This window comes from Parahaliea aestuarii, from assembly GCF_008064635.1.
Classification (GTDB): domain Bacteria; phylum Pseudomonadota; class Gammaproteobacteria; order Pseudomonadales; family Halieaceae; genus Parahaliea; species Parahaliea aestuarii.
This window is the reverse complement of record NZ_VRYZ01000008.1, coordinates 22,644-35,394: the sequence shown is the minus strand read 5'-3', so window position 1 is coordinate 35,394 and position 12,751 is coordinate 22,644. Positions and strand designations below refer to the sequence as shown.

Sequence of the window (12,751 nt, the reverse complement as noted above, 5' to 3'; positions counted from 1 at the left end):
GCGGTACAGCCCGCGAACTGGAGACGGCCCGCGACGGACCTACTGCACCGGGTGCCCGAAACGCTGGCAAATGGAGCGGCGCAGGGTGACCGAGGGGGCCTCGGAAAACAGGGCGGTATAATCTCCGGCGAACTTGCCCAGATGGGTGAAGTGCCAGCGGGTCGCCACCTGGGTAACGTTAACCCGGGAAGAAGCCGGCTCGAGCAGTTCCGAGCGGGCCCGATTGAGACGGTAGATGCGAAGGTAGGCATTGGGCGAGAGCCCCAGGAGGTGTTTGAAGCTGTATTGCAGGGTGCGCTGGCTCACGCCGGTCAATCGGCACAGATCGACGACGGTGGGGCAGGATTGTGAGTCCAGCACATCTTCAAGCGATTCCGCTATCGCTCTGATCTGCCCCACTGCACGGCGCCGGGCCGCGAGGGTCGGCGAGCCGTTGAGATCGCCGGGCAGTGCCGTATCGAGGGCGAGTGCCAGTTGATCACCGATGCGACGGCTCAGCTCCGCGGCAGTGCATTGCGCATTCCCCGGCGCTTCCTGTGAAATCCGTCGAAGCAGCAGCTCGGGCAGGTCTGCCAGGGCCTGCAGGTCGGGGGTATTGAATCGCAACAGGCCGTCAGTGCCTCCTTCCCAGCGTTGCGGATCGAGCAGGCGAATCCGCTCGAGAAAGTCGGTCTGTTCCAAGCGGAAGTAGGTTGTCTCGGTATTTCCACCGACATGCACGTCGAATTCGGTGCCGGCGGATATCAGGAACAGGGTGTCGGTATGAATCAGGTGCTCGGAGAGACGCGACTGGCCAGGTCCGGCGGGGTCAGTCGCCGGCCGCATTTTGCGGCCAAATGACAAGGTGCAGTAGTTTTCCTCCATAAAACCGCGCTTGTGCACCAGGCAGCTCTGCGCTTCGGTAACCACCTTGATGCCCGGCAAGTTGATCTCGCGATACTGTCCGCTATAAACACCCGGGCTGGTCTGGTCAATCTGTAGTGGAAGCCAGTTCTGGGCGGAGGCCTGGTCGTTGGCATCGAACAGGATCTTCTCCAGTGACTCCATGGGGGCTCAGTTATCGTTGTTGAGACATCCCGATAATGACACTCAATTGCCATGCATTGCCAGAATTACCCCGGGTAATGTCCTTGCCGTCGCAGGGCGGTGACTGCCGCAGCACCCAGTGCCAGTGCCAGGGTCAGCATTGCCCACAGGGGAAGTACTGGAACACTTTGCGGCCTGACAGCAGCCGGCACGAGGGCTGTGACCGGGTCGGAGATCGACCCGTTCAGCAGCCCGTCAGCGTCAAGCGGCCCGCCGTCTGCAATCGTGTAGGTGATGGTCGCACCCGCGATGACGGCGCCGGGGATCTCGGTCCAGGTGCCGTCCGCGCCGCGCTTGTAGGCGAGGCTCCCTTCCGTAATGGCCTGGCCGAATAGCGCCTGTACCTGAACGCTGGCGCCGCAGCCATCGATCTGGAAATCCAGTTCGATATCGAGGGGCGTTCCCGGTGCGCCATCGGCGGTGACGGGGTTGGCGCTGACCGGACGACTGAAGTGACATCCAAGTGGGGCGTTGAGCAGGCGGATACCGATGCCGGTACCACCGGCGTCTCCGTTGTCGCCGATGCCATCGGCGTCACCGTCAGCCGATTCCAGGGGGTCTGCGGGAAAGGCGTCGATGCCGTCGTCGACGCCATCACCGTCCAGATCGCCCTGGGGAGTGACTTCATTACTGGGGGCAGAGGCGTTGCCTGTGCCGGCGCTGTTGGTCGCGGTTACGGTAAAGGTATAACTGGTGCCATTGTTCAGGCCCGCAACGGTACAAGGTGACGAGGCGCAGCTGGCGCTCAGATTCCCGGGAGTACTGGTGGCGGTATAGCCGGAGATCGCTGCGCCGCCATTGACTGCCGGTGCAGTGAAGCTGATCAATGCCTGGGCGTCACCGCCGGTGGCGGTGGCGATAGTGGGCGCTTCCGGCACAGTTCTGGGCACGACACTGTTGCTGTCTGCGGAAGCGGCCCCGGTACCGGCGCTGTTGGTCGCAGTCACGGTAAAGGTATAACTGGTGCCATTGTTCAGGCCCGCAACGGTACACGGTGACGAGGCGCAGCTGGCGCTCAGACCCCCGGGCGTACTGGTGGCGGTATAGCCGGTGATGGCTGCGCCGCCGTTAAATGCCGGCGCTGTGAAGCTTACCAATGCCTGAGCATTCCCGGCGGTGGCGGCGCCAATGGTCGGGGCGCCCGGAGCGACGATTGGCGGTGTGTAGGTCAGGACAAGGCTTCCGGCGGCCTTCCGGTGGGTGTACATCGAGTAATCGGTGTTGGTGCCGGCATTGCCTGCACTCCACACGGATGTTGTCGACGACGTGCCGTAGGCTGGATCGATATACGAGGAGCCCCGGCCACCGTCGCCACCGCTGCTGTTGCTGCCGGTGGTCGGGTTGCCAGCGCCACCTCCACCGGCATAGCCGCCGCCACCGCCGCCGCCACCGCGGCAGACAGAGGCCCCGCCAGTTCCGCCTGAAGATGCGTTCGCGCCGGCAAGGCCATTGCAGAATGTAGAACTGGCACCCTGCCCGCCAGTCGCGCCTGTAGCGTCCTCGCCAAAGTGCGGGTTCGAGTAGCGAGGTTCCAGATTGCGATCACCCAGACCACCACTGCCCCCCGCGACAAGAAACCGGTTGGCTGATCCGTAGGGCGGCAGGCGCAGGTCAGTGGCGCCGCCACCTCCGCCAGCAAAGTTTTCGCCGGCATGGCCCCCGCCGTTGTAGCCACCGCCATCACCGCCGAAGTAACCTGAGGCCCGCGCACCCATTCCGCCGACCCGGATCTGGATGTTCGAAGCAGGAGTGAGGCTGATAGTGCCGGTGCCGGAGAAGGCGGCGTCGCGCCCGCCCGTATAGTCGTTAAGACCGGCAGTGCCGGCGCCCTTGATAGTGTACTGCGCGGAAGTGACACCCGCGGGAATCACCCAGGTTGTCGGAGCACCAGTAAAAGCAAAGTTGATGGTGCAGTTCCCGCCACTTTTCGACACAGTGATGCCGGCAGTCGAATTGACGGTTGAGGCGCACAAGCCCGAGCCCACCGTTACAGCCAGCGCGGGGTTTGGCAAACACAGCAGGGCGATTGAGCCCAGCAAGCCCGATAAGCAGCGAGTGCGAAGGAGCGCGTTAGCTGGACTGGACTTGTTGCACCGGTATTGAAGCGGCAGTGGCGAGACTTCTGCCCCGTTGCAAACAAGATTGGCAGAGGTCGTCGGCGGCATTCGAGGAATTGTCATAGTTATACAGTGTCGGGAAGACGTCATTCGCTTGCGGGGGCAGGAATAGTAGCGAGGACGTTGCGCAGGCCACTATCCCATATTCGCAATCTGGCTTTTTTATCTTCCGCCCCTGGGAGCGAATACCGAACTCGACGCGCACGGAAAGAAGTCTCACCAGGAAGCTGTGGAACACAGACAGGCATAGTTGCCTGTGCACATGATGAGCGGGACAGGCTCAGCCGGTGCGATCGCTCTCAACCTGTTCTGGCACCAGGTGCGCAAGGTGCGCCAGCTTCTCCGGGTTGCGTACGATGTAGATATCGCTAATGTGCCCCTGTTCGATACGGACGGTAGCAGCCTGTAGTAAGCCGTCCGCCTCGAGTGAAAGCACACCCGGCCCGCCGTTGATGGTCACTGGTATCATCCAGTGTGGCGGAGTATCCGCCTGTTTTGAGGCCAGGCCAGCAAAGAAGCGGCAAATCCTGCTGGCGCCATGCATCAGTTTTCGTGCGGCGGTGCGCTGGCCGCCACCGTCAGCATGCAGTACCGCATCGTCCAGTAACAGTTTCTGTAAAGTGGCGATATCGCCCTGGCGGGACGCCTGGAAAAATGCGCTGGCCAACTGCTCATTCTGATCCGCGTCCACACGATAGCGGGTCTTGTCTCGCTGAATGTGTTGTCGGGCACGTGTCACCAGTTGCCGGCAGGCTGCTTCGCCACGATTCAATGTCGCCGCGATTTCTGAATAACTCAGCTCAAACACATCGTGAAGGAGAAATGCCGCCCGCTCCAAAGGGGAAAGACGCTCCAGGGCGAGCATGAGCGCGAAGGAAATATCCCGTGAAAGCTCTTTATCTTCCGCGGATGCAGAGCTTTCAGCGTGGGAGGTAAGCAGAGGTTCCGGTAGCCAGGGTCCGATATACACTTCCCGTTTTCGCCTGGCCTCGCCCAGGCGGTCCAGGCAAAGCCGGCTGACCACCGTGGTCAAATAGGATTCAGGGCTCTCGACGGCCGCCCGATCCACATCGTGCCAGCGCAGGTAAGCGTCCTGTATCACGTCTTCTGCGTCTGCCACGGAGCCCAGCATGCGGTAAGCCAGGCCCTGAAGACGACTGCGATTGGCCTGGAATTCCTCGGAAGCCGTCATGTAATGATTCCTTTAAACCGCGGAAGATTGTAGACCAGTGGGGGTGACAGCAGGCTGACTGCGAAACCCGATGGCAATGCGGTTCCAGCTATTGATGGCGCCAATCAGCAAGGTGAGATCGACCAGTTCCCTGTCGCTGAACGCTTGCCTGGCCTGTTCGTAATCGGCATCGGGCGCGCCCGTTTTGGCAACCAGGGTGAGGGCCTCTGTCCAGGCCAGGGCGGCGCGTTCGCGGGGGGTATAGACCGGTGCTTCGCGCCAGGCATTGAGCAGGTACAGGCGCTCCTCCGTTTCTCCCGCCTTGCGGGCGTCACTGGTATGCATCTGCAGACAGAAGGCGCAACCGTTCAGCTGAGATGCGCGCGTTCTCACCAGCTCGCAAATGCTGTATTCCAGGCTGCTGTCCTGCAGGTAGTTTTCCAGATTCAACATGGCGTTCATCGCCTGCGAGTTGGCGTTCCATGGGTCCAGGCGTGCTTGCATTGTGATTCTCCTGTCAGTTTGCAGTATCGCTGAACATAAGACGAAGTCACGCACCGGTTTGTGACATGGCGACAAAAAAAAATTCCTGCATCGCTTCATTCCGAAACAGTATCCAGGGCAATCCGGTTGCCGCTGCCGGGTGGCACACAGCCGAAAATCAGCGCATTGCCCTGGCGCGCCGCTCCCTCACCTGGCGTGAAGCGTGAAAAGTGAAAGCTGAAGTAGGGCGCCATTGATTAGTCAAATTGCTAAAGAATATACCCATCTCGCCGATACGTGTGGCATAAGGCTCCCTTTGGGAGTGGATATCCGGGGGGGCGGGAATGAGTTCGGTGAATGAGAGTGTCGGGGCTGTGGTTTCTCTGCCGCTGTCTACAGGCGCAGAGCGAGTCACGCTTGCGCTCGACAGAGTGACTCCCTGGGTTGGCGACGATGCCGAAGGCGGGGCGCCGGTAACGCTGGAGCGGTATTTGCCGGAGGTAGAGCGCGTCAACACGGTGCTCCGTCCCTATGGCGTGGTGTTCGAGGTGAGCGGCGATCCGCCGGAAACCATTACCCGGCTGGTGGACAGGGAAACCGGCGAGGTGATTCGCCAGTACCCCTCCGATGAGATGCTGAGGATTGCCGGCCGGATTGACCAGCTTAAAGGGCTGGTTTTCAGCGTAAACGCCTGAAGCCTGGCTTGAAGGGGGGCTGTGGCTGCTCGCCCGGCCTCTACCTAATTGTCGTCAACATCGTTCCCCGGGCGCCCCGACGTTTTTTTGTCGCTGTCACCGGCGGCCCCGCTGTTGTCGGTGGTGGAGTGCAGGTGCACCCCGATCTGGTTGTAGGCAATTTCCACGCCGCGCTCGCGACAGGCTTTGTCGATAGCCCGGTTGAGCTCGTCGGTGGCGAACAGGATGTCGCCGATCTCGCCCAGGTAGACGCGCAGTTCGTGATCCAGGGTGCTGGCGCCGAAAGCCATGAACAGAATCAGTGGTTCCGGATCGCGTAGTACACGTTGGTTCTCCGTGGCCACCTTTGCCAGTAGATCGTGGCAGGTCTGCAGGTCGGAGCCGTAGGCAAACCCCACCTTGATCCTCAACTGGGTGACGGTGTCGCTGAGGGTCCAGTTGATCAACCGTTCAGTGACGAACATTTTGTTGGGAACGATGATCTCCTTGCGCTCGAAGTCGATGATGGTAGTGGCGCGGGTACGGATGCGACTGACGGTGCCGGACAGATCACCGATAGTGATCACGTCGCCGATGTGGATGGGGCGCTCGAACAGGATAATGATGCCGGAAATAAAGTTGGCGAAGATTTCCTGCAGCCCGAAGCCCAGGCCCACACCCAGGGCGGCCACCAGCCACTGCATCTTGCTCCAGGAGAGCCCCAGGGTAGAGAGGGCGACGATCACCCCGATCAGAATCAGGAGATAGGACAGGAGCGTAGTGAATGCGTAACTGGCGCCCTGGCGCAGGTTCATACGCGACAGCAGCAGCACTTCCAGTAGCCCGGGCAGGTTGGCCACCAGCATGAAGGTGGCGATGCCTATGGCCAGGGACGTTATGACATCGCCCAGGCTGATCGGCGAGCTGGTGGCGCTCAGGCCGCTGCCTTCGGTGCTTTGCCAGAGCACGATGGTATCGGTGTAGGAAAAGGCGTTGATTACGTCCGACCACACCCAGTAGAGCAGCAGGCCGAACAGGCCCAACACCGCCAGCCGGATTAGTCGCAGGGATTGCTGGTTGACCTGCTGCAGTTCGAGCTGGGGCTCCTCGACGTCAACACCTTCTATGTTTTCCCTGGGCTCCGCTTCCCGTTCCGCTACTGCACGCTGAAAAGCCAGACGCTGCGCGGCCACCGCGAGGCCGCGGACGACGGTAGCGTCTACCAGTATCCAAAGCAGCAACAGATAGAGGGTATCGATCATACGCCCGGACAGGCGCACCGCGGTGAAGTAATAGCCTATGGCGATCAGCGCCACCAGTGCCAGGGGCACTCCGCAGCAAAGTATCACGGCTCCGCCCTTGACCGCGTTGGAATAACGACGCGCCTGATAGGCCAGGGCAGCCCGGGTCAGCGTCGCGCTGATGATCATCAAGCAGGCGATCATCGTCACCAGACCAATGCGGTCGTTACTCAGTTGCGCCGGCCATTCTTCGCCAAAGGCGATCACCAGGGTCATCGGTACCATGGTCAGACCCACTACCAGCAGGCGCCGGCGCAGCACCAGATTGGCGGCCGGGTTCCAGCGGAAATGCCGCTGCGCAATACCGTCGCGAGCCAGCAGCCTGTAGCACAGTTCAAACACCAGCCACAGCAAGGCGATTTTGGCCAGGGCGGCGCCGAGCACCGTACCGAGTGGGCCCACCTGCGCCCACAGGCCCCAGCCCACCAGGCTCAGCGCCAGGGGAATCGGGGCACTCAGCACAGCGGTGTAGATGATCGCCCGGGGGGTGTGCAGCTGGCTGTCCCGCTTCAGGATACCGATGTCGCCGTTAAGTGCCTGGATGTGCGCACGCAGTTTGGGACGCCAGAACCACAGTGCGCTGGCGAATAACAGCGGCAGGAGCAACCAGGGCCACTTGGTCCTGAGCAGATTGCCGCCATCCTCACCAAGGTGGGACCAGGGGATATCTTTCAGCTGCGCGCTGGCCTGGCCCGGAAAGCCCTGAATCCACGACGGTAGAGGCTGGGCGCTGGGCATCCAGAAGGTCTGCTCGGAAATGGTCTCATGCAGGTCGCTGGTGATGCGTTGCAATTGCTGCTGGGACAGGTTCAGACGCACCAGGATGTTGAGCTTGCGGCTCAGTTCCTGGTCGAGCTGGGTGAGCAGTTGCAGCCGGGTATCACGCAGGCGCTGCAGGGCATCCTGCACCTGCCGCAGCTGAGTTTCGCTCAGGTCGATGTTGCTGTCGTTCAGTTCCGGCGCCTGGCTTTCCAGTTCCTGTATGGACTGTCGGATATCGAACTGCTCCAGGCGGATATCGCTGATCTGTTTGTCCAGACCTTCACGGGGGCTGTATTCGGGCAGGCTCTTTTGCTGCTCGTAGAGAATGCGAGAGAGCAACAGGCTGCCATCGAGCATGCTGATCTGATCGTTGACGGTACTCGACAGCAAGCGCGCCCGGTCCAGTCGGGTCTCCGCATTGACCCCCGCACGGATCAGGTCGTTGACATCATCACTGGCCTGCCTGATTTGATCGCGCAGGCTGTTATTGTGCTCCTGGAATTCCTTGAATCGCGGGTGCTCGGCCAATTCGCCAGGCAGGGATGGGTCGGCTGCATCAATATCCCGGCCGAGAGTCTCCTCCCGCTGTTGATTGACCATCGGCTGCAACACATCCAGGCGTGCCTGGATGATCGCCTCATCAGCTTCCAGCACCCGTTTACGCATCCACGCCAGTTCTTCCAGAGTGCTGGCCACGGACAGCTCCTGATCGCGCAGCTGAATCCGTGTCTCCAGGGCGACCAGTTCGGTCTGCAGTCGGGTCCGTTCCAGTTCGTCGAGGTTGATGTTCCGGCGGTTGAGCTGCCGGTGGATGTCGTCCATTCGCGCAAGGCTGTCGCTGATGGTGGTCTGGGCCTGTTCCGGCAAGGTTTGCGCACGGGTCAGCTCGCTGCTTACCTCGGCCAGCTTCTGCTGGTTTACATCAAGCGCGTCGAGTTGCCGGGAGAGTTCGTCGACCAGTGCTGCCAGGGAAAGCTGTCGATACTGTTTGTGCCAGGCCTGTTGTTGCTGGTGGTGAGCATCGTCGAGTGCCTGCTGGAGTTCGGCGCGTTGGCGTGGCGCCTGATTTTCCTGCGTTTTGAGTTCGTCGACAGTTTCCCGGTTGGCGTCGATCTCACGCCGCAGGGCCAGGGTTTGCTCCAGGATTTCGCGGTACTGCCCACTGTCGGCGGCGGCTTCATCTCCGGTCGGCTGCCCTTCGCCGTTCCCGGCACCATCACCGGTCAGTTTCTTTTCCAGCTCGGAAATGCCCGGCAGTGAGAAGCCGCCCGAAGACTGGGCCTGAACCTGAGAGGCAAGGCACAGAAATAGCAATGTCAGTAGCAGAACTTGTATCCGCACAGGTGCGTTGCCTTCCGTTCTGGCGTTTGGCGAAGCTCGGCAGTGCGGCGCGATTTCGGTCAGCACCTGTGCCCACCGGTCGCGCATTCGGTCAACGCCATTTATCGAGACAGCTACTCACCATCCCGATAGCTGTCAATCGCCGGGCAGCTGCAATGCAGGTTTCTGTCTCCGTACACGTTGTCCACCCGGTTCACCGCCGGCCAGTACTTGCCGGCGCGCAGGGACTCCACCGGGTAGGCGGCCTGTTCGCGGCTGTAGGCGTGTTCCCATTCGCTGTTCACCACGTCGGCCAGGGTGTGGGGTGCGTTGACCAGGGGGTTGTCTGAGGCGTCGAGCTTGCCGTCCTGTACCGCCTGGATTTCCTCGCGGATGGCGATCAGGGCGTCGCAGAAGCGGTCCAGTTCCCATTTCGACTCGGACTCGGTGGGCTCCACCATCAGCGTGCCCGGTACCGGGAAGCTCATGGTGGGGGCGTGGAAGCCGAAGTCCACCAGACGCTTGGCGATGTCCTCCTCGCTAATGCCGCTCGCTTCCTTCAGCGGGCGGATATCCACGATGCACTCGTGAGCCACGTTGCCGGTGGTGCCGGTGTAGAGGATGGGGTAGTGATCCTTGAGGCGGTGGGCAATGTAATTGGCGTTCAGGATTGCCACCTTGGTGGCGTGGGTCAGACCTTCGCCACCCATCAGGGCCACGTAGGCCCAGGAGATAGGCAGGATGGAGGCGCTGCCGTAGGGCGTGGCGGATACCACGTCGTTGTTCTCGTCCAGCCCCGGCACCGGGCGCACCGGGTTGGTGGGCAGGAAGGGGGCCAGGTGGGCGCCCACGCCGATCGGGCCCATGCCGGGGCCACCGCCGCCGTGGGGAATGCAGAAAGTTTTGTGCAGGTTGAGGTGGGATACGTCGGCGCCGAATTTGCCGGGCGCGGCCAGGCCCACCAGGGCGTTGAGGTTGGCGCCGTCCACGTACACTTGCCCACCGTGTTTATGCACCACGTCGCACAGCTCGATGATGGATTCCTCGAACACGCCGTGGGTGGAGGGGTAGGTGACCATGATGCAGCTCAGGTCATCGGTGTGGCGCTCGGCTTTCGCCTTGAGGTCGGCCATGTCGATGTTGCCCTTGCTGTCGCACTCCACGATCACGATCTTCATGCCCGCCAGTGCGGCGCTGGCCGGGTTGGTGCCGTGGGCGGAGGAGGGGATCAGGCACACGTTGCGCTGATGGTCGCCGCGGCTCTCGTGGTAGCGACGGATGGCCAGCAGGCCGGCGTACTCACCCTGTGAGCCCGCATTGGGCTGCATGGAGATGGCGTCGTAGCCGGTGCACTCTTTCAGCATGTGCTCCAGCTCGGCCAGCAGGTCGGCGTAGCCTGCGGTCTGCTCGGCGGGGGCGAAGGGGTGCAGGGCGCCGAACTCGGGCCAGGTGACGGCCAGCATCTCGGTGGTGGCATTGAGCTTCATGGTGCAGGAGCCCAGCGGGATCATGGCCCGGTTGAGGGCGATGTCCTTCTCTTCCAGACGGCGCATGTAGCGCAGCATCTCGGTTTCCGAGTGGTAGTCGTTGAACAGCGGGTGCTGCAGGTAGTCGATGCTCCGGCGCAGGCCATTCGGAATGCCATCCAGTTCCGCCACTTCGTTGTCGAAGCTGGTGCAGGGGCTGGTGGGCGCCTTGCCGGTGAAGATTTCCACCAGCATGTCCACGTCGGCGGCGGTGCTGGTTTCATCCAGTGATACGCCCAGTCGGTCGCTACCGATCAGGCGCAGGTTGCAGCCTTTGGCCACGGCGCGGGCGGCAATCTCGCCCTGTGCGTCGCCCACCGTGTAGGTGAGGGTGTCGAACCAGTGGTCGTTGTCCGGCGTCAGGTTGGCGCTGGCCAGGGCACGCTGCAGCAGGCTGGTGAGGCGCTGTATACGCTGGGCGATGCGTTGCAGGCCAATCGGGCCGTGATACATGGCGTAGAAGGCGGCCATGATGGCCAGCAGGGCCTGGGCGGTACAGATGTTGCTGGTGGCCTTCTCGCGGCGGATGTGCTGCTCGCGGGTCTGCATGGCCATGCGCAGGGCCTGGTTGCCGCGACGGTCCACCGATACGCCGATGATACGGCCGGGGGTGGAGCGTTTGTAGGCGTCGCGGGTGGCAAAGAAGGCGGCGTGAGGGCCGCCGAAGCCCATCGGCACGCCAAAACGCTGGGTATTTCCCACCACGGCGTCGGCACCGAGTTCACCCGGGGACTTCACCAGCAGCAGGGCCATGATGTCAGCGGCGACGGTCACCAGGGTCTCGGCCTCGTGGGCTTTGTCGATCAGCGGGCCGATGTCGTTCAGGTGACCGTAGGTGCCGGGGTACTGCAGCAGAGCGCCAAAGGCGTCGGTGGAGCCGATCAGCTCCGCCGGGTCGCCGATGACGACATCGATGTCGAGGGCTTCGGCGCGGGTTTTTACCACGGCGATGGTCTGGGGGTGGCAGTCTTCGGCGATGATGAAGGTCTGGCTGCGGTTTTTCTTGTTCACCCGCTGCAGCAGGGTCATGGCCTCGGCGGCGGCAGTGCCTTCGTCCAGCATGGAGGCGTTGGCCAGCCCCATGCCGGTAAGGTCCATCACCATCTGCTGGAAGGTCAGCAGGGCTTCCAGCCGGCCCTGGGAAATTTCCGGCTGGTAGGGGGTGTAGGCGGTGTACCAGCCCGGGTTTTCCAGCACATTGCGCTGGATGACGCCGGGCGTAAAGGTATTGGCGTAACCGGTACCTATAAAGGATTTGAACACTTTGTTCTTCTGCGCGTGCTGGCGCAGCCTGGCGATCACGTTCTGCTCGCTTTGTGCGCCGGGCAGATCCATGGCCTGTTCGCGGCGAATCGCGGCGGGCACGGTGTCGTCGATCAGGGCGTCCAGAGAGCTGTAGCCGAGCTGTTCCGCCATGGCCTGCTGCTGTTTGACAGTGGGCCCGATGTGGCGTTGGATGAAGTCCTGGTGGTTTTCCAGCTCAACGAGGGACGGACGGCTCATGGGGGCTCCGGTATGTCGAAAAACAGTGGGTTCTGGGGGTGGTGGTTTGAGGGCGCGATATTAGCAGCAGGCCCGCGGACGGGCAAACGATTGCGCGCTTTTTGAACAGGTTGTAGGGCCCCGGAATCCATGACTGTGAAACTATCTGCGAGCCTGCCCCTGCACGACCTGCTGTCCGCGGTGAGGGACTGCCGCCACTGTGAAGATCGCCTGCCGCTGGGGCCGCGCCCGGTGCTGCGCGCCAGTGCCAGCGCGCGGCTGCTGATTGTGGGCCAGGCCCCGGGAACGAAAGTGCACGCCAGTGGCGTGCCCTGGGATGACCCCAGCGGCGACCGCCTGCGGGACTGGCTGCAGCTGGACAAGGCTGCGTTCTACGATGAATCCCGCATCGCCATTGTGCCCATGGGATTCTGCTACCCCGGCCGCGGTAAATCCGGCGACCTGCCGCCGGACCCGGCCTGTGCGCCCATGTGGCACGCCCCGCTGCTCGAACGCATGCCGGAAATCGAGCTGGTGCTACTGGTGGGCAGCTATGCCCAGCAATATTACCTCGATGCGCCGAAGCAGACTCTGACCGAGCGCGTGCAGCGCTGGCGTGATGTCGGGCCGCGCTTTTTCCCGCTGCCGCACCCCTCACCGCGCAACAATCTCTGGCTGCGTCGCAATCCCTGGTTCGAAGGGGAGGTGATCCCGGCGCTGCGCAAACGCCTCAAGACGCTGGATCTGCGTTCCGGCTGCTGAGGTGCCAGGTCGCCCGCTGCGGGCCGGCCCCATTTTCCGCTGGCCGCAGTTGTCTATTTGCCGATTA

The 12,751-nt window shown here is 62.3% G+C and carries 8 protein-coding genes; 2 read left to right on the top strand and 6 right to left on the bottom strand.

Features of this window, described 5'->3' with window-relative positions; translation table 11 throughout:
- Window positions 1–39: 39 nt before the first annotated feature.
- The 4 genes from FVW59_RS16415 to FVW59_RS16400 all read right to left on the bottom strand — a co-directional run bounded on the left by FVW59_RS16415 (window position 40) and on the right by FVW59_RS16400 (window position 4,878).
- Window positions 40–1,047, bottom strand: coding sequence for a helix-turn-helix domain-containing protein (locus FVW59_RS16415; protein WP_148065458.1), 1,008 nt, complete (start codon window positions 1,045–1,047; stop codon window positions 40–42).
- A gap of 65 nt (window positions 1,048–1,112) precedes the next feature.
- Window positions 1,113–2,957: a fibronectin type III domain-containing protein gene (locus tag FVW59_RS16410; RefSeq protein ID WP_187275938.1), complete on the bottom strand. Its 1,845-nt coding sequence runs from the start codon at window positions 2,955–2,957 to the stop codon at window positions 1,113–1,115.
- Window positions 2,958–3,483: 526 nt separating this feature from the next.
- Window positions 3,484–4,395 carry a sigma-70 family RNA polymerase sigma factor gene (locus FVW59_RS16405; RefSeq protein WP_148065456.1) on the bottom strand — a complete coding sequence of 304 codons (912 nt, stop codon included), beginning with the start codon at window positions 4,393–4,395 and terminating at the stop codon, window positions 3,484–3,486.
- A gap of 12 nt (window positions 4,396–4,407) precedes the next feature.
- Entirely contained in the window at window positions 4,408–4,878 is a 471-nt protein-coding gene (locus tag FVW59_RS16400; protein WP_148065455.1) for a carboxymuconolactone decarboxylase family protein, read from the bottom strand.
- A gap of 323 nt (window positions 4,879–5,201) precedes the next feature.
- On the opposite strand from FVW59_RS16400, the gene FVW59_RS16395 reads away from it, so the two are divergent.
- The gene (locus FVW59_RS16395) at window positions 5,202–5,552 is read left to right on the top strand and encodes a flagellar protein FlaG (protein ID WP_148065454.1); all 351 of its coding nucleotides are present in this window, start codon (window positions 5,202–5,204) and stop codon (window positions 5,550–5,552) included.
- Between the two features lie 44 nt (window positions 5,553–5,596).
- Here the strand turns inward: FVW59_RS16395 and mscK are convergent, their stop codons facing one another.
- Together mscK and gcvP are read right to left on the bottom strand one after the other, a co-directional pair.
- Entirely contained in the window at window positions 5,597–8,935 is a 3,339-nt protein-coding gene (mscK, locus tag FVW59_RS16390; RefSeq protein ID WP_222711547.1) for a mechanosensitive channel MscK, read from the bottom strand.
- A gap of 113 nt (window positions 8,936–9,048) precedes the next feature.
- Window positions 9,049–11,943 carry an aminomethyl-transferring glycine dehydrogenase gene (gene gcvP, locus FVW59_RS16385; RefSeq protein WP_148065452.1) on the bottom strand — a complete coding sequence of 965 codons (2,895 nt, stop codon included), beginning with the start codon at window positions 11,941–11,943 and terminating at the stop codon, window positions 9,049–9,051.
- 135 nt (window positions 11,944–12,078) lie between these two features.
- Between gcvP and FVW59_RS16380 the strand changes: the two genes are divergently transcribed.
- A complete protein-coding gene (locus FVW59_RS16380; protein WP_425468410.1) occupies window positions 12,079–12,684 on the top strand; it encodes a uracil-DNA glycosylase family protein in 606 nt (201 codons plus the stop codon).
- The last annotated feature ends 67 nt before the right edge of the window (window positions 12,685–12,751 follow it).

What these genes read in the sequence shown, in the direction of transcription:
- FVW59_RS16415 (WP_148065458.1), bottom strand. Translation starts at nt 1,047, where the DNA reads ATGGAGTCACTGGAGAAGATCCTGTTCGATGCCAACGACCAGGCCTCC.
- FVW59_RS16405 (WP_148065456.1), bottom strand. Translation starts at nt 4,395, where the DNA reads ATGACGGCTTCCGAGGAATTCCAGGCCAATCGCAGTCGTCTTCAGGGC.
- FVW59_RS16400 (WP_148065455.1), bottom strand. Translation starts at nt 4,878, where the DNA reads ATGCAAGCACGCCTGGACCCATGGAACGCCAACTCGCAGGCGATGAAC.
- FVW59_RS16395 (WP_148065454.1), top strand. Translation starts at nt 5,202, where the DNA reads ATGAGTTCGGTGAATGAGAGTGTCGGGGCTGTGGTTTCTCTGCCGCTG.
- gcvP (WP_148065452.1), bottom strand. Translation starts at nt 11,943, where the DNA reads ATGAGCCGTCCGTCCCTCGTTGAGCTGGAAAACCACCAGGACTTCATC.